The 24,269-nt window shown below is 46.6% G+C and carries 23 protein-coding genes and 2 pseudogenes; 16 read left to right on the plus strand and 9 right to left on the minus strand.

What is annotated here, in order from left to right; translation table 11 throughout:
• Nucleotides 1-65 precede the first annotated feature (65 nt).
• The 6 genes from def (at nt 66) to BMY62_RS11735 (ending at nt 6,926) form a co-directional block, all read left to right on the plus strand.
• Nucleotides 66-569, plus strand: a complete 504-nt coding sequence (def, locus tag BMY62_RS11710) for a peptide deformylase (protein ID WP_090660067.1) — start codon at nt 66-68, stop codon at nt 567-569.
• An 80-nt stretch (nt 570-649) separates the two neighbouring features.
• The gene (fmt, locus tag BMY62_RS11715; RefSeq protein ID WP_090660070.1) at nt 650-1,597 is read left to right on the plus strand and encodes a methionyl-tRNA formyltransferase; all 948 of its coding nucleotides are present in this window, start codon (nt 650-652) and stop codon (nt 1,595-1,597) included.
• 3 nt (nt 1,598-1,600) lie between these two features.
• On the plus strand, nt 1,601-2,878 hold the full coding sequence (gene rsmB, locus BMY62_RS11720) for a 16S rRNA (cytosine(967)-C(5))-methyltransferase RsmB (RefSeq protein ID WP_090660073.1): 1,278 nt from the start codon (nt 1,601-1,603) through the stop codon (nt 2,876-2,878).
• 6 nt (nt 2,879-2,884) lie between these two features.
• Entirely contained in the window at nt 2,885-3,490 is a 606-nt protein-coding gene (locus tag BMY62_RS11725; RefSeq protein ID WP_090660076.1) for a DUF4390 domain-containing protein, read from the plus strand.
• Nucleotides 3,487-5,640 (plus strand): sensor histidine kinase, encoded by a 2,154-nt coding sequence (locus BMY62_RS11730; protein WP_090660079.1) that lies wholly within the window; start codon nt 3,487-3,489, stop codon nt 5,638-5,640. The genes BMY62_RS11725 and BMY62_RS11730 overlap by 4 nt, the downstream gene beginning before the upstream one ends.
• Nucleotides 5,641-5,663: 23 nt before the next feature.
• Nucleotides 5,664-6,926, plus strand: a complete 1,263-nt coding sequence (locus BMY62_RS11735) for a sigma-54-dependent transcriptional regulator (RefSeq protein ID WP_177170377.1) — start codon at nt 5,664-5,666, stop codon at nt 6,924-6,926.
• An 88-nt stretch (nt 6,927-7,014) separates the two neighbouring features.
• Here the strand turns inward: BMY62_RS11735 and BMY62_RS11740 are convergent, their stop codons facing one another.
• The 3 genes from BMY62_RS11740 to adk all read right to left on the minus strand — a co-directional run bounded on the left by BMY62_RS11740 (nt 7,015) and on the right by adk (nt 11,319).
• Nucleotides 7,015-9,072, minus strand: coding sequence for a sodium-translocating pyrophosphatase (locus tag BMY62_RS11740; protein WP_090660085.1), 2,058 nt, complete (start codon nt 9,070-9,072; stop codon nt 7,015-7,017).
• 150 nt (nt 9,073-9,222) lie between these two features.
• A complete protein-coding gene (locus tag BMY62_RS11745; protein WP_090660087.1) occupies nt 9,223-10,482 on the minus strand; it encodes a 6-phosphofructokinase in 1,260 nt (419 codons plus the stop codon).
• 180 nt (nt 10,483-10,662) lie between these two features.
• Entirely contained in the window at nt 10,663-11,319 is a 657-nt protein-coding gene (adk, locus tag BMY62_RS11750; RefSeq protein ID WP_090660090.1) for an adenylate kinase, read from the minus strand.
• Nucleotides 11,320-11,567: 248 nt separating this feature from the next.
• Between adk and recA the strand changes: the two genes are divergently transcribed.
• The 6 genes from recA to BMY62_RS11780 are packed head-to-tail and all read left to right on the plus strand — an operon-like array spanning nt 11,568 to nt 16,551.
• On the plus strand, nt 11,568-12,602 hold the full coding sequence (recA, locus tag BMY62_RS11755) for a recombinase RecA (RefSeq protein ID WP_090660093.1): 1,035 nt from the start codon (nt 11,568-11,570) through the stop codon (nt 12,600-12,602).
• A complete protein-coding gene (gene recX, locus BMY62_RS11760) occupies nt 12,599-13,063 on the plus strand; it encodes a recombination regulator RecX (RefSeq protein WP_090660096.1) in 465 nt (154 codons plus the stop codon). Before recA ends, recX begins: the two co-directional genes overlap by 4 nt.
• The gene (locus tag BMY62_RS11765; protein WP_090660099.1) at nt 13,060-13,431 is read left to right on the plus strand and encodes a hypothetical protein; all 372 of its coding nucleotides are present in this window, start codon (nt 13,060-13,062) and stop codon (nt 13,429-13,431) included. The genes recX and BMY62_RS11765 overlap by 4 nt, the downstream gene beginning before the upstream one ends.
• Nucleotides 13,428-16,025, plus strand: coding sequence for an alanine--tRNA ligase (alaS, locus tag BMY62_RS11770; protein WP_090660102.1), 2,598 nt, complete (start codon nt 13,428-13,430; stop codon nt 16,023-16,025). The genes BMY62_RS11765 and alaS overlap by 4 nt, the downstream gene beginning before the upstream one ends.
• 36 nt (nt 16,026-16,061) lie before the next feature.
• On the plus strand, nt 16,062-16,277 hold the full coding sequence (locus BMY62_RS11775; protein ID WP_090660105.1) for an addiction module protein: 216 nt from the start codon (nt 16,062-16,064) through the stop codon (nt 16,275-16,277).
• Nucleotides 16,278-16,284: 7 nt separating this feature from the next.
• Entirely contained in the window at nt 16,285-16,551 is a 267-nt protein-coding gene (locus tag BMY62_RS11780) for a type II toxin-antitoxin system RelE/ParE family toxin (protein ID WP_090660107.1), read from the plus strand.
• A 203-nt stretch (nt 16,552-16,754) separates the two neighbouring features.
• Here BMY62_RS11780 and BMY62_RS11785 read toward each other — a convergent pair whose 3' ends face one another.
• The 4 genes from BMY62_RS11785 to BMY62_RS11800 form a co-directional block, all read right to left on the minus strand.
• Nucleotides 16,755-17,042 carry a type II toxin-antitoxin system RelE/ParE family toxin gene (locus tag BMY62_RS11785; protein WP_090660110.1) on the minus strand — a complete coding sequence of 96 codons (288 nt, stop codon included), beginning with the start codon at nt 17,040-17,042 and terminating at the stop codon, nt 16,755-16,757.
• Nucleotides 17,039-17,305 carry a ribbon-helix-helix protein, CopG family gene (locus BMY62_RS11790; RefSeq protein ID WP_090660113.1) on the minus strand — a complete coding sequence of 89 codons (267 nt, stop codon included), beginning with the start codon at nt 17,303-17,305 and terminating at the stop codon, nt 17,039-17,041. The genes BMY62_RS11785 and BMY62_RS11790 overlap by 4 nt, the downstream gene beginning before the upstream one ends.
• A gap of 134 nt (nt 17,306-17,439) precedes the next feature.
• Nucleotides 17,440-18,288: a pPIWI-associating nuclease domain-containing protein gene (locus tag BMY62_RS11795; RefSeq protein WP_090660116.1), complete on the minus strand. Its 849-nt coding sequence runs from the start codon at nt 18,286-18,288 to the stop codon at nt 17,440-17,442.
• 108 nt (nt 18,289-18,396) lie between these two features.
• On the minus strand, nt 18,397-19,398 hold the full coding sequence (locus tag BMY62_RS11800) for a hypothetical protein (RefSeq protein WP_090660119.1): 1,002 nt from the start codon (nt 19,396-19,398) through the stop codon (nt 18,397-18,399).
• A gap of 154 nt (nt 19,399-19,552) precedes the next feature.
• On the opposite strand from BMY62_RS11800, the gene BMY62_RS11805 reads away from it, so the two are divergent.
• The 4 genes and pseudogenes from BMY62_RS11805 to BMY62_RS11820 all read left to right on the plus strand — a co-directional run bounded on the left by BMY62_RS11805 (nt 19,553) and on the right by BMY62_RS11820 (nt 21,992).
• Nucleotides 19,553-20,548 carry an integron integrase gene (locus BMY62_RS11805; RefSeq protein WP_090660122.1) on the plus strand — a complete coding sequence of 332 codons (996 nt, stop codon included), beginning with the start codon at nt 19,553-19,555 and terminating at the stop codon, nt 20,546-20,548.
• A gap of 156 nt (nt 20,549-20,704) precedes the next feature.
• Nucleotides 20,705-20,965 (plus strand): annotated as a pseudogene (locus BMY62_RS11810) (GTP-binding protein); the annotation flags it as partial.
• A gap of 239 nt (nt 20,966-21,204) precedes the next feature.
• Nucleotides 21,205-21,351 (plus strand): annotated as a pseudogene (locus BMY62_RS11815) (DHHA1 domain-containing protein); the annotation flags it as partial.
• A 152-nt stretch (nt 21,352-21,503) separates the two neighbouring features.
• A complete protein-coding gene (locus tag BMY62_RS11820) occupies nt 21,504-21,992 on the plus strand; it encodes a TIGR00645 family protein (RefSeq protein WP_090628145.1) in 489 nt (162 codons plus the stop codon).
• 293 nt (nt 21,993-22,285) lie between these two features.
• Here the strand turns inward: BMY62_RS11820 and BMY62_RS11825 are convergent, their stop codons facing one another.
• Together BMY62_RS11825 and BMY62_RS11830 are read right to left on the minus strand one after the other, a co-directional pair.
• Complete coding sequence (locus BMY62_RS11825; RefSeq protein WP_090660128.1) at nt 22,286-22,933, minus strand: PEP-CTERM sorting domain-containing protein; 648 nt, start codon at nt 22,931-22,933, stop codon at nt 22,286-22,288.
• A gap of 514 nt (nt 22,934-23,447) precedes the next feature.
• The gene (locus BMY62_RS11830) at nt 23,448-23,861 is read right to left on the minus strand and encodes a hypothetical protein (protein WP_090660132.1); all 414 of its coding nucleotides are present in this window, start codon (nt 23,859-23,861) and stop codon (nt 23,448-23,450) included.
• Between the last annotated feature and the right edge of the window lie 408 nt (nt 23,862-24,269).

A 24,269-nucleotide genomic window follows, 5' to 3' on the forward strand; every position in this document is an offset into this window, starting at 1 on the left:
CAGAATTACTCATCAATGATACGGTCTATATAAGCGGTTTGATTTGATAAAATAAATAATTTTTTATGGCTATTCTGAAAATTTTACAGTACCCCGATAATAGACTTCACACCATAGCTGCACCCGTTACCGAGGTAAATGATGATACGCGTATTTTGATCAGTAATATGGCCGAGACTATGTACGCCGCTCCCGGCATTGGTTTGGCGGCAACACAGGTTGACGTCCATGAACGTATCATTGTGATTGATATATCTGAAACACACGACCAGTTACAGGTATTGATTAATCCGGAAATTATTGAGCGTGACGGCACATTTGAATATGAAGAGGGCTGCTTGTCGGTACCCGGAATTTTTGGCAAGGTCAAACGTTCCGAGTCGGTAACAGTTAAGGCCTTGAATGCCGAAGGTGAGCCATTTACACTCAACGCAACAGGGTTGCTGGCTGTTTGTATTCAACATGAAATGGATCATCTCGAAGGCAAGGTATTCGTAGAATACTGGTCAAAATTCAAGCAATCCAGGGTTTTGACAAAGCTAAAAAAAAACCAGCGCAGTGCAATGTAGCATCGCACTCCTAACCAGCTCCGTGTCAAAATTCAAACAATCCCGGTTTTAAATACCAGTAATACAAAATAAACAACATCATGAAAATTATTTTTGCGGGAACGCCGATTTTTGCTGCGACTGCACTGGATGCGCTGATTTCGGCAAATCATGACATTGTTCTGGTACTCACTCAACCGGACCGGCCTGCAGGCAGAGGAATGAAAATGACCCCCAGTGCTGTCAAACGCCTGGCCGAAGTGCATGGATTGACGGTATTGCAACCGCTATCACTTAAGGATCCACAGTGGCACACATCCATCGCAGCAGTAAATGCGGATGTAATGGTTGTGGCCGCATATGGGCTGATTCTACCTAAATCCGTGCTATCCATACCACAAGCCGGCTGCTTAAATATTCATGCATCTCTGCTACCCCGCTGGCGCGGTGCGTCACCTATTCAGCGCGCCATCCAGGCAGGCGACAAAGAAACGGGAATCACGATTATGCAAATGGATGCCGGACTGGATACAGGTGACATCCTCCTGAAGAAAAGCGTCCCCATTTCGCCTGAAGATACAGCCCAAACGCTGCATGACAAATTGTCCACGCTGGGTGCACAAGCCATTGTCGAAGCGTTGAAATTATTACAACACCAACAACTATTACCTGTAAAACAGGACGATTTGCAAGCCTGCTATGCTGCCAAAATCAAAAAAAATGAGGGCAAAATTGACTGGCAATTATCAGCTGTAGAAATCGATCGAAAAATCCGGGCTTTTAATCCGATACCGGGCGCTTATACAACCTTTCGAAGCAATCAAATAAAAATTTGGCAGGCAAGAGCAACTTCAGAGCAGTCCGACAAGCCAGGAAAAATCCTGGCAATCAACCCGGATGGTATTATTGTTGCTTGCGGATCAGGAATGCTGCGGCTTGAAACCGTCCAAAGATCCGGCGGAAAAAAACTGACCGCAGCTGAATTTTTGGCTGGTTTTAAAATGTCCGTGGGCGACCATTTTGATTGTGCCGGAAGCAGCCACTCATGACACATGACTAAAACACTGTTAATCTCTATTTCTGTTGTTAATCACGTTTTAGCCGGTCACAGCCTAACCCAAACCCTTAACGAATGCTGGCAGAAACATGCAATACTGTCAGGTCAGCAAAGAGGTGCCATCCAGGATTGCAGTTATGGTGTTTTGCGTTTTTACGGACAGCTAACCGAGATTCTGGCGATATTACTGTCGAAAAAACCGCAAGATAAAAAAATCTATTGCTTGCTATTGACTGGACTTTATCAGCTACTCTACAGCAAAACACCCGCGTACACCATTATCAACCAGACCGTCTCGGCTGCGCACAAGCTGACACAGAATAACCGACTTCATGGGCTGGTCAATGCTGTGCTGCGCAATTTTTTACGGCAGAAGACTTCTTTACTGGCACAAGTAGAAACAAAAGATATCGGTCGGTTTTCCCATCCACAATGGTGGATCAACAAATTACGTTCTCAATATCCGCAGCATTACCGTTCGATTCTGAATACCGGTAATAAGCGCCCGCCGATGACTGTACGCGTCAACCAACGCAAAATCAGTGTTGCCGGTTATCAGCATTTGCTCTCGGAGCATGATATGGAATCCCAGAGAATCTGGCATAGCGCGTTGCTGCTTAAGAAGCCTGTCAATGTAGCGGCATTGCCCGGCTTTAGCGAAGGTATGGTTTCCGTACAGGATGCCGGTGCACAGCTCGCAGCACCTCTGCTTGATGCTCACCAAGGCATGCGCGTGCTTGACGCCTGCGCTGCACCCGGCGGCAAAAGTACGCATTTGATGGAACTGGCCGATATATCATTAACAGTAATGGATCATGATAACGACCGCCTTGCTCAGATTGAACAAAATTTCGAGCGCTTGGGAATGCGTGCATCAAATATCATATGTGGAAATGCGGCTGATCCAGGTTCATGGTGGGATGGAAAAGAATTTGATCGCATTCTCGCCGACGTGCCTTGCTCTGCATCAGGTGTGGTATGTCGCCATCCGGATATTAAATGGCTTCGGCGCGAATCTGATCTTGAAAAATTTGTCGTGCAGCAACAGGCAATCCTGCATGCTTTATGGCAAACTTTAGCAAGAAATGGTAAGTTGCTTTATGTTACCTGTTCAGTGTTTATGGAAGAAAACAAATGGCTGATCAAGCAATTTTTACAGCACCAAAACGATGCCCGTATTGAAACCGTTTCAGGCCCGGATCTGCTGGATGGCCAATTGCTGCCGGATAGTCTGCACGACGGTTTTTTCTATACTTTATTACACAAACTGTAGGCTGTCATGAAATGGCGTGGTTTCACAAGCCTGATCATCATTATCATATCAGGAACATGTTTTTTATATGCTGCAAACTCACATGCCTATGGTAGCATTCAGGTACGTTCCTTTAAACTGGCAACAGCTGATAGCGGTTATGCAGTCAGCATCAATTCCGCTATAGAACTAAACCCGACGCTGGAACAGGCGCTTGAAAAAGGCGTTGTACTGTATTTCGTAAACAAATTCACGCTGGTTGAATCCCGCTGGTACTGGTTCGATAAGGAAGTCGCTCGCATCAAAACACGAACCGGTCTACGGTATCATGCGCTCACGCGCCGATATATTCTCAGCGATCACACCTTCTCGAGAAGCTATACAACACTGAGCGACGCGCTCGTTGCATTGCAGCGACTGCGCGATCACCCACTGACAATCTACCATGAACTAAGATCTAACGTTCAGTACAATGCAACACTCAGATTATGGCTTGATTTGACACGCATGCCCAAACCTTTCCAGGTTGAGGCACTCGGTTCCAGCGCCTGGAACTTGAGTTCTGATCGTCTGGAATGGCGAATGGCGTTACCAACTCCTGATCAACCGTTTTCCATATCTATCCAGCAATGAAGTATGTGTTGATTGTCGGCGCGGCACTTGGAGCAATCATGCTATTTCTGCTGGCAACTGCCGGTGCGAATACCGATTTTTTTGAACGGCGCTATCAGTTGTTGTTAATTATCAATATCGTCTTTGTTCTGCTCTTTATCATCGTAGTCGGCTATCTGTTATGGCGCTTCATACGCCGCCTCAAATCCGGTGTTTTTGGCTCAAGACTGGCGCTACGATTATTGTTAATCTTCTCTTTAATGGCTATTTTACCAGGAGCGCTAGTCTACACGGTTTCTGTTCAGTTCCTGGAAAAAAGCATTGAATCCTGGTTTGATGTCAAGGTTGACCGTGCGCTCGAAAGTGGGCTGCACCTGGGCCAGACTATGCTTGAAAATTTACTGGAAGAATTGCAAAAAAAGGCCAAAGCAGCAGCACTATCGCTATCTGACCCATCTACATCACAAGTAGCTGCACTCAGCGAACTCACCTTACAGACGCAGATAGAGGAAGCCACCCTATTTAATCAGGAAGGCAAAGTTATTGCATTTTCGAGCGAAAATAACCTGACATTATTTCCTGGAGTCCCGAGCGGAACAGTAATGCGTCATATCAGAACACAAAAAGCCTACAGCGCCATTGAACCGATTGCAGACAAAGGCCTGTACCTGCGCGTTCTGGCTCCGGTCAATGTATTAAACCTGGATGACGATATCAGGATTCTTCAATTATTACAGCCTGTTCCGGAACTATTGGCGCGCAACGCCGAAAAAGTACAGGAAGGTTACTGGGACTATCAGGAACTCTCGCTATCGCGCCAGGGTTTGACCCGGCTGTATAGCGTTACCCTGACATTGTCATTATTGCTATCATTATTCTCCGCACTGGCAACCGCTTCCATCTTGAGCGAAAATCTGAGTTCGCCATTAAGTATGCTGGCAGAGGGCACCAAAGCAATTGCGCAAGGCGATTACAGCCGTCGGCATCTGGTACAAAGCCGGGATGAATTAGGTATTCTGACCGAGTCCTTCAATCTGATGACGCAGCAGCTGGAAGAAGCCCGTGCAATAGCCCAGCATAATCAACATGAAGTTGAAAGCGCGCGCGCTCACCTGGAAAGTATTCTTGCAAACCTATCGTCCGGTGTCATGGTTTTTGATGAGAATCTGGTCCTGATCAAGGCTAATAGAAGCGCAGAGCAGATACTACAGACGCCTTTGATCAGTCTGGACGGTGCAGTCATTGATGGCTGTGTGGAAAAAGAACCACAGGTGAGCGCAATGGTCGCAGAAATTCGGGCAGGCTTCAATTCGGGTGAAACAGGTGTATGGCAGCGACAAATGACGCGCACCAATGATGGCAACAATCAAGTTTTGCACCTGCGCGGTACACGTCTGCCGGCAATTTCGGGAGGAGGTGTCGTTGTATTCGACGATATTACAAGTCTGCTGCAAGTTCAGCGCGCAGTAGCCTGGAGTGAAATCGCACGGCGACTGGCGCATGAAATCAAGAATCCGTTAACACCAATTCAGCTATCCGCAGAACGACTGGAGCATAAGCTGGCGGAGAAACTGAATGAACAGGATGCCTTGATTCTGCGGCGTTCAATTGAAACCATCGTCAATCAGGTTGAGGCCCTTAAACGCATGGTCAACGAATTTAATCAATACGCCCGTGCCCCGGCGCTTGAAATGCGTCAGCTTGATATCAACCAGCTGGTCAGAGAGATTCTGTCACTTTATGACTCCACCAATACTACTCGCAGGAAACATGCCAACATCCATATTCAGCACAAGCTTGCTGACAAGCTACCAGCTATTCTTGGAGATTCCACGCAATTACGCCAAGTACTCCACAACCTGCTGCTCAACGCGCAAGACGCTTTAAACGGAACCGAGAAGCCTGTGATTGAAATTGAGACTGAAGCGATGCAAGATAGCATACAGTTAACGATCCGGGATAATGGAAGCGGTTTTTCTGACGAAGTCAAATCACGGGTTTTTGAGCCATATGTAACCACCAAACCCAAAGGTACAGGACTGGGTCTGCCGATTGTCAAAAAAATTGTAGAAGAACATTCGGGAACAATTCGCATCGAAAACCTGAAACCGCATGGGGCTCAGATCAGCATTACTCTGCCAATATCTGAAAATTTAGCATCACTAAGCTAGAGACTGAGGATAAAATAATAATGATGACAAATAATACAATATTGATAGTTGATGACGAGATCGGAATACGCGAATTGCTATCTGAGATTTTGCGTGATGAAGGCTATCGTGTCGCATTGGCTGAGAATGCTGAACAGGCGAGGATTTGGCGCAATCAAACACGACCCGATCTGGTTTTGCTTGATATCTGGATGCCCGACACGGATGGGATAACACTACTAAAAGACTGGGCGAGCAGCGGCATGCTGACCATGCCGGTTATTATGATGTCGGGGCATGGCACTATAGATACTGCGGTTGAAGCAACGCGTATTGGTGCTTTCGGATATCTGGAGAAACCCATCCCTCTCAAGAAATTGCTCAGTACAGTCGGAAAAGCTATGCGCGGGGGTCAAAATAAACAGCATACCGCACTTTCGCTGGCAAGTCTTGGTAAGGGCACACTGATTGTCGAACTCAAAAAGAAATTGGAAAAAGTGGTTAATCTAAAAACACCTTTGCTGCTGATGGGCGAACCCGGCGTGGGTATGGAAATTTGCGCACATTTTCTGCATCGTCCTAATACGCCATGGGTGGAGCCAGACTCACTGGCAATTTTAGCTGAAAAACCTCTGGATTTGCTTGAACAGGCCAGAGATGGATTATTATTTTTAAAAGATATCGGCGAAACCAATAAACTGGCACAAAAAGGCCTGCTGCTACTGCTAAGTAAACTGGACAAATATAATGTCCGTCTGGTCTGCGCCACATCGCAGCCATTAGCCGAACTGGCTGCGCAAAACAATTATAATACCAAATTATATGAATCTCTTAGTGGACTGACCATCGGAGTACCGTCGCTGCGTGCGCACCGCGAAGACATCCCTGACCTTGCCAACCAGATTTTGTCTGGTTTTGCCGAATCTGGCGAAGTCTCACCGGTACTTCAGTTCAGCACAGCTGCTCTTAATTGTCTGCGCAATTATGATTGGCCGGGCAATCTGACACAATTGACAGGCGTCGTACATTCTTTGGCTCTAACTTGTACAGGCGATGAAATTACCGCAGATATGGTCCAACAGGCCATGGTCTTCCCGGAATCAACGTCATCACCCTCATCAGCACCTGATATTCCGTTTGACCTGTCTTTACGGGAAGCACGTGATTTATTCGAGAAAACATACTTTGAAAGACTGATCGAAGAAGAAAACGGCAATATGACGCGAGTCGCTGAACGCGCGGGACTGGAACGCACACATTTGTATCGAAAGATAAAACTACTTGGCATTAAACTTCGGGGAAATTAAAACCGTCTCTGAATTGTATTCAGAGCTGATTATGAATAAAAAAAGGCACGCCATGATGGCGTGCCTTTTTACCTTACCCAAAAATCAGTTACAGCAACGGAATAATCATTAATGCCACTATATTGATAATTTTAATCAATGGGTTAATTGCCGGTCCGGCTGTATCCTTGTACGGATCACCCACGGTATCACCTGTGACAGAGGCTTTATGCGCTTCGCTGTTCTTGCCCCCAAAATTACCATCCTCAATATGCTTCTTGGCATTATCCCAGGCACCGCCACCGGCTGTCATGGAAATCGCCACAAACAGACCGGTAACAATAGAACCCATGAGCACACCACCGAGCGCCTGAGGCCCAAGCAAAACGCCAACCAGTAACGGAGCGAGCACAGGAAGAAGTGACGGAATCATCATTTCCTTGATAGCCGCTTTAGTCAGCATATCGACCGCACGCGAATAGTCAGGTTTGGCAGTGCCTTCCATAATTCCATCGATTTCCCTGAACTGACGGCGCACTTCAATCACCACTGAACTGGCAGCACGTCCAACTGCTTCCATAGACATGGCGCCAAACAGATATGGTATTAGTCCGCCGATAAACAAGCCAATGATAACCATATGATTGGATAAATCAAATGTCAGCATATGACCCGCTTTCTCCAATCCGTGCGTATAATCCGCAAACAACACCAATGCTGCAAGACCGGCAGACCCAATTGCATAACCTTTGGTCACTGCTTTTGTTGTATTGCCGACGGCGTCGAGTGGATCGGTAATCGCACGTACAGACTCAGGCATTTCCGCCATTTCCGCTATACCACCTGCATTATCGGTAATCGGTCCGTAGGCATCAAGCGCCACAATAATTCCTGTCATTGACAGCATTGCGGTTGCGGCAATAGCAATGCCGTATAAACCGGCCAGTGAATAAGCCATCAGAATGCTCAGACAGACTGCCAATACTGGCGCCGCGGTTGCGCGCATTGACACACCCAAGCCGGCAATAATATTGGTGGCATGTCCTGTGGTGGAAGCTTCAGCAATATGCTGTACTGGCGGATAATCGGTTGATGTGTAATATTCGGTTATCACGACCATCGCCCCTGTCAGCAGCAAACCAATAGCAGCAGCCAGATAAACACGCATTATCAGCGCGCCACCGGCAACTTCAACACCCGAGACTTCAAGCGACATATCTGCCATAAACCAGACGGTCACAGGTAAATAGGCAAGCAGCGCAATACCGCCGGCAACAATCAATCCGCGATACAATGCTTTCATGATTGTTCCGCCTTCCTGCATTTTGACGTAGTAACAGCCGATAATTGATGCAATGATAGAAACCGCACCCAGCATGAGTGGATAAACCACAGCGCTCATTTCATTATTCAAAAAGAGCAATGCACCTAACAGCATGGTTGCGATAATCGTCACTGCATAGGTTTCAAATAAGTCAGCAGCCATACCCGCACAATCGCCAACATTATCGCCGACGTTATCGGCAATCACTGCAGGGTTACGTGGATCATCTTCTGGAATGCCCGCTTCAACCTTACCGACCAGATCCGCACCGACGTCAGCGCCCTTGGTAAAAATACCACCGCCCAAACGCGCAAAAATAGAAATCAGCGAACCGCCAAAAGCAAAACCAATTAAAGGTTTAATTACATCGCTGACCGCGGCGTCGGGATCCGCACCATTAAACAACCAGGCGCTATAACCGGCAACGCCCAGCAGTCCCAGACCTACGACCAGCATACCCGTGACCGCACCGCCACGAAATGCGATTGCAAGCGCCTCATTCAAACCGGTGCGGGCTGCTTCTGCTGTGCGCACATTGGAATGGACAGAAACATTCATTCCGAGATATCCGGCCGCTCCGGATAAAATGGCACCAAGCGCAAAACCGATTGCGGTATCCCATGTCAATGCCAGACCAATGGCCAGAAACAGAATCAACCCAACAATACCGATGGTTGTATATTGACGATTAAGATACGCCGAGGCGCCTTCCTGTATTGCAGAGGCAATTTCCTGCATGCGTGAATTACCGGTAGACTGGGTGTAAATCCCTCTGATCCATATGCCGCTGTATATCAGGGCTAGAATCCCACTACCAATTGCGATAATTAAACCGTTAGACATAAAGAACTCCACTTAAAGTCAGACCATTTAAAATCATACGTAGAATTTCGGCCTAATAATTCCACATAATTAAATACTTGTTCAAAACCCCAGGGAAAAAGGCCCATATTTTATATGCACTTGTTGTTTATATGCACCTTTTTTAGCCGCCTAGATTTCAAACCCTTCCAGTTTCTTTGCAACTGACGCATTTTTTAGCCGCACGTAATCTGGCAAACCGTTTTTGTAGGGTGGATAATCTTCACCTTCAATGAGTGGCAGAAGATACTCACGACAAGCTTCAGTGATACCGAACCCATCTTCACTGATATATTCAGCCGGCATCATTTTTTCAACATTTGCGACATTTGCAAGTTCGGCCATACCAACCTTCCAGCTGTAAGGCGTGTTGGAAACACGCTCAATTGTTGGCATAACGGAGTTGTGGCCGGCAATCGCGTACTCGACAGCTGCCTTACCCATAGCATAGGCCTGGTCAACATCTGTTTTGGATGCAATATGACGAGCAGCACGCTGCAGATAATCAGCCACACCCCAGTGATATTTCAGTCCCAGACCGTCTTTGATGATATTGGCCACAACCGGTGCAACACCGCCCAGTTGCGCATGACCGAAAGCATCACGCAACCCCTGATCAGACAGAAACTTGCCATCTTCACCCTTGACGCCCTCAGAAACAACAACAGAGCAATAACCGAATTTCTTGACATAGCTATCTACTTTGGCGAGAAATTTCGCTTTATCAAACGTTATCTCCGGAAATAGAATCACGATCGGAATTTCACAATCCTTGCTCGAAGCCAGACCACCAGCTGCCGCAATCCACCCGGCATGACGGCCCATTACTTCCAGCACGAAAACCTTTGTAGAAGTTTTAGCCATACTGGCCACATCAAAACTGGCTTCGCGCGTTGAAACCGCAATATATTTGGCAACCGAACCAAAGCCGGGGCAACAGTCGGTAATCGGCAAATCGTTATCAACGGTTTTCGGCACATGTATTGCCTGAATCGGAAATCCCAAGGTATCAGAGATTTGCGAAACCTTGAGGCAGGTATCTGCTGAATCACCACCACCGTTATAAAAAAAGTATCCGATATTATGCGCCTTGAACACCTCGATCAAACGCTCATATTCACGACGGTTCTGCTCTATGCTTTTTAGCTTGTACCGACATGAACCGAAACCGCCCGATGGCGTATGGCGCAGCGCTGCTATGGCTTCTGCCGAATCGGCGCTGGTATCGATCAAATCTTCGGTCAGTGCACCGATAATGCCGTTGCGGCCGGCATATACATTGCCGATTTTGTCGGGATGCTGGCGCGCAGCCTCAATAACACCGGCTGCCGAAGCATTAATCACAGCCGTCACGCCACCAGATTGAGCATAAAATGCATTTTTTATGGACATAACATTATTTCTCCTGATTGATCAACTCGTAAGCAAAACCCTACTGCCAAAAGATACAATCCTTTAATTTAAAACTACAGCGCATATAAAAAGCCCTATGCAATCACTACGACTCGTATATTGCTACTGTGCTGTTTTTTGAAAGCGATACGATAAAACTATGATGTCAAGGTGCGGCATTCAGAGTGTTAATGCTGCCAGAATCCTGTCACGAATTTCTTCAACACTCCCGATACCGGAGACCTTGACATAACGGGGAGCATCATCAATGCCTTTTTCGGACCAGTTGGAATAATAAGTAATCAGCGGCTCCGTCTGCTCATGATAAACCGCCAGCCTTTTCCGAACGGTTTCTTCCTTATCGTCATCCCGCTGTATCAATGGCTCACCGGTTATATCGTCGAGATTTTCAACTTTCGGCGGATTGAAAATGACATGATAAGTGCGACCTGAGGCCGGATGAACTCTGCGGCCAGACATGCGCCGAATAATCTCGTCATCCGGAACGTCAATTTCAACCACACAATCAATCCGTACGCCCGCTGCCTTCATGGCATCTGCCTGTGGGATAGTACGGGGAAAGCCGTCAAATAAAAAACCATTGGCACAATCCGGCTTGGCGATACGCTCCTTGACCAGATTGATGATGATGTCATCGGACACCAGGCCGCCGGCATCCATGATTTTTTTTGCCATCATGCCCAGTTCGGTACCTGCTTTAACGGCGCTTCGCAGCATATCCCCCGTCGAAATCTGCGGAATGCCAAAATGTTCCTTGATATAATTGGCTTGCGTGCCTTTGCCGGCACCTGGACCGCCCAGTAATATGACTCGGATAGCTGTTCTCCTTATTTCTTTCTATTGTCAGTATGTTCTGCGATAAATGCGTATCATTGACAGCTGAAAAGCAATTCGACTTGCTGTCACAAAATTTCCGGTCGACATTATAGCTTAGGCTGGCAAGATACTCGAGACTTGTTTTATTCCAGAATCAAAAAAATTAAATAAAAGCTGCTTGAAAACAACAAGCTTCATCAATCAGACCTGAATATGCGATAATCTGCCGATTCACTACAGGAAAAAAAATGGACGAAAACAGAAGCAAAGCGCTCGCTGTAGCGCTGTCCCAGATTGAAAAACAGTTTGGCAAAGGCTCAATTATGCGAATGGGCGACAACGATGTCGCCAATGATATACAGGTAGTTTCTACCGGATCACTAAGCCTTGACATTGCTTTGGGCGTTGGAGGCTTGCCGCGCGGCCGCGTCATAGAAATATATGGCCCTGAATCGTCAGGTAAAACAACACTTACCCTGCAAGTAATCGCCGAAATGCAGAAACTCGGAGGAACAGCGGCATTTATCGACGCGGAACATGCACTGGATCCACACTATGCAAAAAAAATAGGCGTAAACGTTCAGGAGCTTCTGATTTCACAACCGGACAATGGCGAGCAGGCACTGGAAATCGCGGACATGCTGGTCCGTTCCGGTTCAATCGATATAGTCGTTATCGATTCTGTCGCTGCGCTTACGCCGCGCGCTGAAATCGAGGGTGAAATGGGTGATCCGCAAATGGGTTTACAGGCCAGGCTGATGTCTCAAGCACTCAGAAAGCTGACCGCCAACATTAAACGCAGCAACACCATGGTAATTTTCATCAATCAGATCCGCATGAAAATCGGTGTCATTTTCGGTAACCCAGAGACCACGACGGGCGGCAACGCATTGAAATTCTACGCTTCCGTCCGGCTTGAAATACGTCGTACCGGCGCTATCAAAAAAGGGGAAGAAACCATCGGTAACGAGACACGTGTGAAGGTGGTCAAGAACAAGGTCGCACCGCCCTTCAAGCAGGCTGAATTTGATATTCTATACGGCGAGGGAATTTCCCGCGAAAGCGAAATTATCGAACTGGGCGTGCAGCATAAATTAATCGATAAAGCCGGGGCCTGGTATTCCTATAACGGCGACAAAATCGGCCAGGGTAAAGATAATGTACGTGAATATCTCAAGGAACACCATGAAACCGCGCAGGAAATCGAACAGAAAATCCGTGAGGCGGTCGGTGTTTTCAGTCCCGACCATTCACTTCAGGCACCTAAAGACAAAGAACAATGAAGGTGTCGGACAGCAATTCACTGCGGCTTGAAACACGCGCGTTACGCTATCTGGCCAGACGCGAGCATTCCCGGTACGAACTCGAAAAAAAGCTGTCTGCTCATGAACAATCAGACCAGGTGTTGTCCGAAGTGCTCGACCGGCTCGAGCAGCAGGGCTATTTATCCACCGAACGTTTTGCCGAACAAACCAGCCGGACACGCCGGCCCCGGTTCGGTAGCCAGCGTATCGTGCACGAACTCAAAGAAAAAGGCGTCGATGTGGCGCACATTGCCAGTTTGCTGCCGGACCTTAAAGAAACCGATCTCGAAATTGCAAGACAAATCTGGCAGAAAAAATTCGGCACACCACCCCGTGATCTTAAAGAACGGGGCAGGCAAATGCGTTTTCTGACAGGCAGGGGCTTTTCACCGGAGATTATCCGCAAGGTATTGCTACAGGCTGAAAAGGATGCACAATGAAATCTGCTATTGCTGTAATCACAATCGTTTTTTCTCTTCTGCTGTCGATGCTGGTCGCGCCTGTGTATGCCGGCAGCATCACGGCAATACAGGAAATCAATGCGTCACCGGCACGCTTTGACGGCAGGACGGTCACGCTCAGAGGCGTCACCAAAGACCCGACGCGCATACCCGTTATCGATTTAAAAGCCTATGTTCTGGAAGATAATACCGGCGAGATTATCATACTCACAAGTGATAATCTGCCTGAAATGGGAAGAACAATTACGGTGCGTGTCCGCATTGATAATCTTGCGGTTATCAAGGGCGAAGCGCTTGGCACGACGGTTGTTGAATTGCAACGATACGAACAAATACAAAACCGATGAGAAGCAGCGAAATACGACAAAAATTTCTGGATTTTTTTAAGACACACGGTCATACCATTATCGCTTCCAGCCCACTGGTACCCGCTAACGACCCGACATTACTGTTTACCAACGCGGGCATGGTGCAGTTCAAGGATGTATTTCTGGGTCAGGATCAGAGAAGCTATACGCGCGCCGCCAGTTCGCAGCGTTGCGTACGCGCCGGCGGAAAACACAACGATCTGGAAAATGTCGGCTATACGGCACGGCACCATACTTTCTTTGAAATGCTCGGCAATTTCAGTTTTGGCGATTATTTCAAGCGCAACGCGATTCAATTCGCCTGGGAATTTCTGACTGACACCCTTAAAATCCCGCAGGAAAAACTCTGGATCACTGTCTACGCCGAGGATGACGAAGCCGCCGATATCTGGCTCAACGAAATCGGTATCAATCCCGCGCGGTTCGTACGTATCGACACCATGGACAACTTCTGGCAGATGGGCGATACCGGACCTTGCGGGCCCTGCTCCGAAATCTTTTACGATCACGGTCCCGATGTTGCGGGTGGGCCACCCGGTTCCGCCGAAGCAGAGGGTGACCGCTACATCGAAATCTGGAATCTGGTGTTCATGCAGTTTAACCGGGACAGCGGCGGCGAACTGCATCCGCTGCCCAAACCATCGGTCGACACCGGCATGGGACTCGAACGCATTTCCGCCGTCATGCAGCAGGTACACAGCAATTATGACATCGACCTGTTTCAGGATCTGATCAAAGCCGCCGCGCGTGTTACCAACACGCAGAACCTGGAAGACAACTCGCTCAAGGTCATCGCCGATCATATCCGCGCGTGCGCGTTCCTGATCACCGACGGTGTAATACCTGGCAGCGAAGGCCGCGGTTATGTATTGCGGCGCATCATCCGCCGGGCTATTCGACACGGATACCGCCTGGGCCAGAAAAAGCCTTTTTTTTACCGGCTTGTAACCGATCTGTGTAGTGTCATGGGCGAAGCCTACCCTGAACTGCCCGCAGCAAAAGAACGGGTTGCCGGTGTTCTTCAGCAGGAGGAAGAACGGTTTGCCGAAACGCTGGAGCACGGCATGCAGGTGCTGGATAACGCGATCAGCAAAAAAATCAGCGTGCTTGACGGCGAAACAGCTTTCCGCCTGTATGATACCTTTGGCTTTCCACTCGACCTGACCGCCGACATCGCCCGCGAACGTGGCATCAGCATAGACAACGAAGGATTTGAGAGAGCTATGGCACGGCAGCGTGAGCAGGCACGCGCTGCCAACAAGTTCACCATGAACGAAGGCCTTACCTATAGCGGCAACCAGACTGTTTTTCACGGTTATAACGCGCTGCAGCATGAAGGCAAAATTTTAGCGATCTACAAAGAAGGCACACCGGTCGATTTTATAGAAGCAGGCGATGAAGCAGTCATTGTGCTGGATCATACGCCTTTTTATGCCGAATCAGGCGGCCAGGTCGGCGACAGCGGAAAGTTATTGGCAGGCAACGGTACATTTGATGTAACAAATACGCAAAAAATACAGGCGAATGTTTTCGGCCACAAAGGTGTTTTGAGCAGCGGGCGAGTAGTTACTGGCGATAAAGTACTTGCTGAAGTTGATTCATTAGCACGCGTTCGGACTACGCGCAACCATTCTGCGACGCATCTAATGCACAAAGCACTACGGGAAGTATTGGGCGATCACGTACAGCAAAAAGGCTCACTAGTAGATCATGAGAGAACACGTTTCGATTTTTCCCATAACGAACCATTGACTGAGCAGCAAATTCGCTTGGTGGAAAAAAAGGTAAATGAAGAAATCCTTATCAATACAGAGTGCCAGGCACGCATCATGGCGATTGGGGAAGCACAAAAATCCGGCGCAATGATGCTTTTCGGTGAAAAATATGGTGACGAAGTACGCGTACTGGATATTGGTTCTTCACGGGAATTGTGTGGCGGAACTCACGTGAAGCGCACTGGTGATATCGGATTGTTTAAGATCATTTCCGAGAGTGGTGTAGCTGCAGGGGTGCGGCGCGTTGAGGCCTGCACAGGTGATCGTGCACTACATTATGTAGAAACACTGGAAGACGATCGAAGAGCAAGTGCGGCAATGCTGAAAGTTCCGTTACATCAGGGTGGTGCAATACCATTGGCTGTTCACCATTTGCAACAGGACAAAAAAGCACTTGAGAAAGAACTCTCCACACTGAAAACGAAACTCGCCGGCTCCCAAAGTAATGACCTGGTATCGCAAGCGCAAGACATCAAAGGCGTCAAAGTGCTCACCGCCAGTCTCGAAGGTGCCAACGCCAAATCGCTGCGCGAAACACTGGACAGACTCAAAGATAAACTCGAGACCTGCATCATTGTGCTGGCTACTGTTGAGGCTGAAAAAATCGCCTTGATTGCTGGTGTAAGTAACAATCTTACCAAACAGATCAAAGCCGGCGAGCTCGTCAACTTCGTTGCCCGGCAGGTAGGCGGCAAAGGTGGCGGCAGGCCAGACATGGCGCAGGCGGGCGGCACGCAGCCGGATGGATTGCCTGCGGCATTGGAGAGTGTAAATGGTTGGATAGAAAATAAGCTATAGAAGGCATTAAAGGACTGTAAGACTGTAGATAAGCCCATGAAATCAATCACAGCATCAGATATCGCTGAAATGCCGTTAGAACAACGCATTCAACTGGTTGAAGATATTTGGGATTCAATCGCGGAAATCCCTGAAGCTGTAGAAATACCAACATGGCATAAGCAGGAATTGGAGAAAAGACTCGCGGCCTATCATGCAAACCCTGCTGAAGGATCGCCGTGGCAGGATGTTAAAAAACGAATTTTAGGATAAACACACTGTGCTCACACTTCGGAAAGAAGGCTATGAATGGTATGAAGCACAGCGTCAGAATCTCGGCATTGAATTCATTGATGAAATAGATGCAGTCATTAACAAGATTGAAGAAACCCCGCAACGATATAAAAAGGTTTACAAAAACATCAGGCGCGCATTATGCAAACGTTTCCCTTTCGCTGTGTTTTTCATGGATAAAAACCAATATATTGTTGTAATTGGCGTTCTTCATCAAAGGCGGCAGCCACGGGTTTGGCAAGCAAGAAAATAAGCGATAAATTTCTGGAATTACAGAAATGTGCAACCGGATCGGTTGTCTGCTGCGTTGGGAAGTGTTACGAGTTGGATAAAGAGGAAAATTTGAATGTTGTTTTGCAAGACACGACCCCATTTGCACGTGGCTTCCGTATTTCTATGCCTAACGCTCAGCTCACATGCCGCGCGCTGTTTGCGCGGTCATCGTGGAGCTGCTTGTTATAAGTCTTTTTCAATTTCCTTTCCATGCCATATCCGCAATATATAAATCACTTTGTTGGTGATCAAATAGCGGACAGTGTAATGACCAATAAATAAGTCTCGAATATTTTCAGGATCTTGAGCGCGTAGAACGGGCAACCCGATCTTGGGAAAGGCTTTTAGCTTTTTGACGCCGTTAAGTAGTTCTCTTGCTATTCGTTTTGCTGCAATCGGATTCTTTTCCTCGATAAATTTTCGTAACCTGAGCAAATCATTTATCGAATCGATTGTGAATTCTATTTTCATACCCCGGGAGGTGTTTTCTCTTCTTCACTCCCCCAGGATTGGAGCCACGCGCTTACTTCTTTTTCATTCACGGTATTACCGGACTTTACCGATTCCAAAGCATTCAACGTGTCGCTCCAGCGCTCATCCTCCATCGACTGACGCGTAACGAATTCCTTAATAGCTTGATTTATAATGTAATTTTTACTTCTATCTAGCTTTTGTGCCAATTCTTCCAGTGGTGCTTCAACATCGGAATTGAGGCGAATACTTGTGACCCCCATCTTAATCTCCTATTTGTAGCTATTTGTAATACATTATAGTACATAGAGTGAGTTGAGTGTGAAAGACTTATAACGCTTAAAATCAGCCGACCGAAAAGCGCGCAGCGGTTTTTGGGTCGGCTGGATTTTTTTTGTTATGCCTGTTCATCTTGCCCATACCTTACGTCAGTCCAGGAACTGGTATCTACGCACAGTGACTCTTCAATGCTCTCAACTGCTTCAGGCTCATGTACAGGGCTAATCAATTCACACGTAAATGGGTATGATTGTGGCAGCACAGCGCCATCACCTCGTCTTAGGTCAGAATTAGATCCCCACTGAAGCTCACAACCAACTGACCCATTAACGCGGAACATGATGAACTCATGGTTTATTTCATATATTTCTACCTTATCCGTATAAACCTCATCAATGAAATGATGGGTAGCCAATTCATCTATAGCTAGAATGGTTTCTCGCAGCGTTTCATCAATGACAGCCGAGTCAATTTGCTCCCATAAACTATCAATAATTAGCCTTCTGCAATCGCTGATGGTTGCAAGAAATCCACTGACTGCCCCTGTTGTCTCATTGACCAATGCATCTACATCGACGTCAGGCAATCCAAATACTTTGGGTTCAATATGCGTAAACTTACTCAGATTATTTATAGCTTTAACCAGATCCTTATGGATATCCTCGACTTCTAAGCCAAGAGTATTTTGCATATATGAATCATGTAGTCCGCCCTGAACAGCATAATATGCTCTTTGCTTTCTGGTTATTCCATTATCTTTATCAGTTTCATTCTTATACCAATCACATTTCAGTACAGATGCATTGGGCGCTAATCGATGCAGAATATGCCTTGTAAGCTCGCGCATTGCATATGAATAATTATTTAAGCGCAAAGGGTTGGATTTGTCGCTGAGGTTTTTCTGAGATACCGCAAACAAATCGCGCTCGAAGCCTTCGGTCAATGCTTTTTCAATTTCGGCAATCATGTACGTCCTTTTGAGGCATAACGCCTGAACTCAGCTGCGTTTGAGGCGACGCCTTTTTTTGCGAAAGCAAAAATGGGGGGCGGGTCAAACGTCAGCTGCAGTGATTTGTTAGGTTTTTCCGCCACCAACGTCTCTCTTAAATTTTTTAATAAGATGCTTGTCATTTGCACTTGCATGAAGCCGTCTTACAGAGTCCTCTGTAACCGAAGTTTTACCAAACTTCTTGCCATACACACCAAAAGGTTTGTCAGCCTGCCTCTGCTCAAAGCCACGAAGGGCTAGGCGCATTTTCTCTAACGCATTCAGATACCTACCGGCAATATCGACCAGATCACGCGTTCTGATATTTGAAATTATGTATCGGTGAATGACTCGATTTCTCAAATCGTAGAGTGCGCTCAAGTCGTCAAATGCCTCTTGATCTATCACATCGAGCTTGAGCGCAGCATCGAAGACTTTCCGCTCCATTATTCCCCTCTCACCATCGGCCTGGAAGAGATATCGGGTTTCAATGTCATTGGTCTGTTCATTGAGCTGCTTCGCAATTACCAAGCTCAGCCTTAGATAGGCATCTATCTGATTTGCTGCGATTGCAATGATCTCAACGAATGACTCTGAGTCAATTGCGGAATTCAGAAGATCATGAGACGCCGCGAGCGAACCAGTAAAACGATCAAACTTATCGAGATCAGCGGCCAGCTTACGATCACTCGGCGGGACTATAACAACAGATTTGAGAATTTGATTTACGATCTTGAGCTGCTCAGCAATTCTGTCATCGCCCTCAAGACTGGCATCGTAGATATATTTACCTATCAGAGCTTGATCGTGATAAGCGCCGAAGAAAAGGTGCGTGCGGAACTCGGAATCATCTAGCCTAGACTCCTTCCAACTTAGTTTTTTGACTCCCTGTGGATTGGCATCGGCGACGCTAGGAGCAAGCTCGCTCAACGGGTAACAACTCAGCTGAAAGCAGCCGATGGGATCTTCATAAGGTTGAAACCCGTATGGCGACTCTTCCTCATACTCATTATGGCCCGGATTCAGATACTGCCAGTCGATAGGAATCTGAATTAGAAGTATTCCATTTGGCTCTGTCCAGTGCTTCATACATGCCTGCCAGATCGGCTCTCAGCCACCCGAAAAACCTAACGCAATATATACGACATTTTGCCTAATAATCTTGCGGGAAATGTCGTATAACTATGGTAGTTATTAATCAGCATATTGTATTCAAACTTAAATCCTCTGTTTAAAAAGACAAATGGCACAAGAAAATACGACAATGCCGCCGCCTAAAAAACTGCTTGATCAGGCAAGAGAAAAAATAAGATACAAGCACTACAGTTTGAGCACGGAAAAAACTTATGTTTCATGGATTAAACACTATATTATTTTCAATGGCAAGCGTCATCCTGTTGAAATGGGTGCTATTGAAGTGGAACGTTTTTTGACTTATCTGGCCAATGAGCGTCATGTATCCAGTTCCACACAAAACCAGGCATTATCGGCAATTCTATTTCTATACCGTGAAGTTATCGGATCGGATTTGCCGTGGCTGGATGGATTTGAACGGTCCAAAAAACCCAGGCGTTTACCGGTTGTGTTAACGCCTTTGGAAATTCAGGCACTTTTGCGTGAAGCTGCATCTGCACCTGAGCCGGTTGGCCTGATTATCAAGCTATTATATGGTACAGGCATGCGGCTTATGGAAGCAGTAAGATTGCGTGTCAAGGATGTCGAATTGACACGCGGTGAAATCATCGTGCGTGATGGCAAGGGTGGCAAGGATCGGGTGACGATGCTGCCTGATAGCTTATTGGATGCCATGCGTCGTCAGCTTGAAATACGACGGGAATGGCATGAACAGGATATCAAACTGGGCAAGGTGGATGTCTGGCTGCCGGACGCGCTGGCTGTTAAATATCCCAATGCTCCCAGGGAGTGGGGCTGGCAATATGTGTTTGCCGCCCGGAAATATTCGATAGATCCGCGCAGCCAAGCTGAGCGCCGTCATCATGTCGATGAAAAACAGGTACAGCGCTATGTCAAGAAAGCTGCACTGGCTGCGGGTATAGTCAGGCCAACATCACCGCATACACTACGCCACAGTTTTGCAACGCATATCCTGCAAGCCGGTTACGATATCCGCACAGTACAGGAATTGCTGGGGCATAGCGATATTTCAACGACAATGATATATACACATGTTTTGAACAAGGGCGGCAAAGCAGTTGTCAGTCCGCTCGATAGATTATAGCGTTGCGTGCCAAACAAGCCGCTTGTTTTCTCCAACAGAATCCCTGTATTATGATTTATGTCTGAAATAACGGCCTGTTGCAATGACTTTGTCATTCACTGGCTGGTATAATGCCGCCCCAATGAACCGTCTGTAACAAAATATTTTCGAGGAATTATTGTATGGCCCGCCTATCCGTATGCGATTATTGCCCACGTTGATCATGGCAAAACCACGCTGGTTGACAAGCTTTTGCACCAGGCAGTGACTTTTGCGGCGCATCAGCAGGTCTTCGAACGCATCATGGATTCAAACGATATCGAACGTGGACGTGGTATTACGATTTTGTCCAAGAGCTGCGCGATTGATTACGAAGGAGTTCATATCAATATTGTTGATACGCCGGGGCATGCGGATTTTCGCGGGGAAGTCGAACGTGGAAGTAATGGGGTCAGGTCGCGAACCAAGAATTATATACATAGTGCCCAACCCTGAACCTTACTGAACCGGTAACATTAAATCTACCAACCACCGCCTCCTCCACCGCTGCCCGATGATTAGCCCGGCGCTGTTGACGACGATGCGACCGATGTAGTCAGCGAATTGCTCAAAGTGAATGAGAAATTTGAGAAATGTTGCGAATCCCGGCTTGAGCCGTGATACCAGTGCGGGGAATAGCCGGCGAACTCGTCAACTTTGTTGTCCGGCAGGTTGGCGGCAAAGGTGGCGGCCGGCCGGACATGGCGAAGGCCGGTGGCACGCAACCGGATCAATTGACCGCAGCGCCGGACAGTGTAGCAGTCTGGGTAGAGCGAAAGATGTAGCTGCTGCTTGCAGCGATTTCATACCATGCTTCTGTGAATGCCAACGACCAAAATGCGCTGTATTTCACTAAACAATTGATTTCATGATTCGGGTATCAACGGCTAATATTGATGATGTTTGATTCCTTGATTCACACCATCCGGAGGACAATTTGGAACGTTTTATAGAGCGCACGATGTATGCTGCCCGTTGGTTATTAGCACCGGTATATCTGGGTCTCAGCATTGCCATCCTGTTTCTGGGTTTAAAATTTTTTCAGGAAGTTCTCCATGTTCTTCCAATCATCTTCAGCATGTCAGAATCAGACCTGGTATTGGTTATTCTGGCACTCGTGGATCTCGCACTGGTAGGCGGCCTGTTAGTAATGGTCATGTTCTCCGGCTACGAAAACTTTGTTTCTAAAATGGATATCACCGAAAATAGTGACCGGTTAGGCTGGCTGGGCAAGATGGATTCCAGTTCATTAAAAAACAAGGTTGCCGCCTCCATCGTCGCAATTTCTTCCATCCACTTGCTACAGGTCTTCATGTCTGCCCAGACCGTTCCCAACGACAAAATCATGTGGTACATTCTTTTACACCTGACCTTTGTCATTTCAGCTTTTGCGATGGGCTACCTCGACAAGATAACCAAACACTGAACTGAACGAGTATCAGCACGTCCAGGCCCTTCTTAGTTTTATTGAAACATTCTGGATCAGCTTCTATTGTTCGATGCCCTCAATTTGTCTAAAGGTGGTCAATAGGGGCCGCCACTATACATCCTTAATCCGAGACTGGCATCTAGATCCGGCTCAAATTACCGCACGTCAAAGCCGGCAATCCCGGCATAGGGTCATACCAGAAAGTAATAAATGCAAAAAACCACTTCAATCAGAACCACCCCAAAAAACTGTCGTTTTATTTTATTGGTCTGCTTTCAGTCCTTGTCAGTCTATTTCTGACGCCATCTAAAGCTGAGCCCCATTAGACCAAGACCCAAAAGGGCCAATGTACCCGGTTCAGCAATCCCGACGGGCGGGACAGACGTATCGGGCAATACGGCAGAACCTACGTGGTTATTGTTTCTGGCATCAAGACCCAATACCGTGTGTAACAAAGCACCACTCATATCGTATAATTCGACGTTGTAAATATCTCGAAGCAGTCCAAAATTATCGTCCCTTCCGTATATCGCAATCGAATCAAGTTCAGTCGCCGAAGCCAGAGTTACCGTTAATGCTTCCGTAGCAGCAAACGTAGCCGAATGGAAGATATCCGGAAAACCCTGAGGCGCGATTCCATCAATCGCAAAATCCGGGGAACTTCCTGGCGATATCGCGTAAACAGACCCCGCTGCAGTAGCGCCAAGAGAAGACAGAGCAACATCGCCGCCGCCTGTTTGATTTGCTACTACTTCAGAAACCTGCAACCAAGCGTCGGTTGTATTGAGGTTAGCAGAAAAAACCTTGATTTCCTTGACGCCGATTAAACCGGCATGTGCTCCTGACATGGCGCAAAAAACCATTCCTGAAGCTATTGCCGCACTTAGCAATGTTCTTGTCATTTTTTTACTCATCTCTCCCCCTTTTTTAGGTGCCATAACTTTAGAATCCTTTAGAATGCCTTAAGTCGCGCATCTTAGTCGAATTAGTAATATTGATTGCATCACTGCGCATACAGCACTCTCATAATTATGGTAGCAAAATTCATGCCAACCAAAAAATTTTTTTTAACAATAATGACTTATGAGTATAAGTGCACAAACTGCAGATCAAACTGTAAAGAATTTCGACGGCTTTCATATTTTTTCAGAAAACTGTAAAAATCCAAGAGGTCAACGATAAATGTTTATAAAAGAGCAGCTCACACAAACGGTACCACAAACGTTACCAGGTCTTGCATTAATACATTCCCATATTCGTCAGGTCTATATTAGCAGACTAGAATTCTAGACCCGAACACCCCGTGGCATAGCCGGATCGATTGCCTGCTGCGTTGGAGAGTGTTGCGAGCTAGGTAAAGGAGGACAATTTGAATGTTGTTTTGCAAGACGCGGCCCCTTTTGCTTTTGCGTTCTAGTCTTCAGCATATTTTTTGTAAACAATTTTGCAGACTCACCTTTCTACTACTCCCAGTGAAATATAATCGCGTCCTTGTTTACTAAACCTATAAATAGTTGCTTGTAAAAAATCCATGCAATTTTCTGGTTTAAATAAAATGAGGTCAAATAACTTCTGCCGAATAGCGTCAAACCCTTTCTGTTGAATATCAATTCTTGATCTTCTGAAAGAATTGGCTGTTACCTCTCCATTTTTTTCAAAAATGAGATGCCAATTTCCTTCAGAAATCGTTAGATTCAAGTCGGGAGTCTTATTTTGGATGGTTTTTATCCGATCATCTCCGCGATCATCACCTATTCCTCCTGAGTAAGGTGTCAAAACACATACAACACCCCAATTCTCATTTGAAATCTCGCTTAGTTTGACTAGCTTTTCTTTTTCTAAATTTATCAAGCTATAATCATCCACAATTGATTCAGGCGAGGGGATTGCTCCGCAACCATATAAAATTGCCAAAAAACAATAAGATAAAAAGTTGGTTAATTGCGCGGCAGGATTTATAACTTTGCTTATCTATCTGATTAAATCTGAAGAGAATTTTATTTCTTCTGTAACTGCTGACACCCCCCAAAAAAAATAAAAAAACACTTGACAGGTTTTTTGGGCACTAGAATTTTGAATTTTCACCACGACAAGAAACTTCCATTACAATCAACTTGTAAGTGGCGACAAGCCGTTTAAGTTGCAATTTTAGCTTTTTATTTGGGTGAGTCTGTTAAACCCTTGTCAGCTGGCTGACGAGGAGTCAAAAAAAGCCATGTTATGATGGTGTTATTGAGAATAACCCATTGATATTAGTGTGGCAAATCTGGATAA

This window comes from Nitrosomonas marina (assembly GCF_900111605.1).
GTDB classification, from domain to species: Bacteria; Pseudomonadota; Gammaproteobacteria; order Burkholderiales; family Nitrosomonadaceae; genus Nitrosomonas; species Nitrosomonas marina_A.

Coding starts and splice junctions, on each gene's coding strand:
- def (WP_090660067.1), top strand. CDS start 66: ATGGCTATTCTGAAAATTTTACAGTACCCCGATAATAGACTTCACACC.
- fmt (WP_090660070.1), top strand. CDS start 650: ATGAAAATTATTTTTGCGGGAACGCCGATTTTTGCTGCGACTGCACTG.
- rsmB (WP_090660073.1), top strand. CDS start 1,601: ATGACTAAAACACTGTTAATCTCTATTTCTGTTGTTAATCACGTTTTA.
- BMY62_RS11725 (WP_090660076.1), top strand. CDS start 2,885: ATGAAATGGCGTGGTTTCACAAGCCTGATCATCATTATCATATCAGGA.
- BMY62_RS11730 (WP_090660079.1), top strand. CDS start 3,487: ATGAAGTATGTGTTGATTGTCGGCGCGGCACTTGGAGCAATCATGCTA.
- BMY62_RS11735 (WP_177170377.1), top strand. CDS start 5,664: ATGACAAATAATACAATATTGATAGTTGATGACGAGATCGGAATACGC.
- BMY62_RS11740 (WP_090660085.1), bottom strand. CDS start 9,072: ATGTCTAACGGTTTAATTATCGCAATTGGTAGTGGGATTCTAGCCCTG.
- BMY62_RS11745 (WP_090660087.1), bottom strand. CDS start 10,482: ATGTCCATAAAAAATGCATTTTATGCTCAATCTGGTGGCGTGACGGCT.
- recA (WP_090660093.1), top strand. CDS start 11,568: ATGGACGAAAACAGAAGCAAAGCGCTCGCTGTAGCGCTGTCCCAGATT.
- recX (WP_090660096.1), top strand. CDS start 12,599: ATGAAGGTGTCGGACAGCAATTCACTGCGGCTTGAAACACGCGCGTTA.
- BMY62_RS11765 (WP_090660099.1), top strand. CDS start 13,060: ATGAAATCTGCTATTGCTGTAATCACAATCGTTTTTTCTCTTCTGCTG.
- alaS (WP_090660102.1), top strand. CDS start 13,428: ATGAGAAGCAGCGAAATACGACAAAAATTTCTGGATTTTTTTAAGACA.
- BMY62_RS11775 (WP_090660105.1), top strand. CDS start 16,062: ATGAAATCAATCACAGCATCAGATATCGCTGAAATGCCGTTAGAACAA.
- BMY62_RS11785 (WP_090660110.1), bottom strand. CDS start 17,042: ATGAAAATAGAATTCACAATCGATTCGATAAATGATTTGCTCAGGTTA.
- BMY62_RS11790 (WP_090660113.1), bottom strand. CDS start 17,305: ATGGGGGTCACAAGTATTCGCCTCAATTCCGATGTTGAAGCACCACTG.
- BMY62_RS11795 (WP_090660116.1), bottom strand. CDS start 18,288: ATGATTGCCGAAATTGAAAAAGCATTGACCGAAGGCTTCGAGCGCGAT.
- BMY62_RS11800 (WP_090660119.1), bottom strand. CDS start 19,398: ATGAAGCACTGGACAGAGCCAAATGGAATACTTCTAATTCAGATTCCT.
- BMY62_RS11805 (WP_090660122.1), top strand. CDS start 19,553: ATGGCACAAGAAAATACGACAATGCCGCCGCCTAAAAAACTGCTTGAT.
- BMY62_RS11825 (WP_090660128.1), bottom strand. CDS start 22,933: ATGGCACCTAAAAAAGGGGGAGAGATGAGTAAAAAAATGACAAGAACA.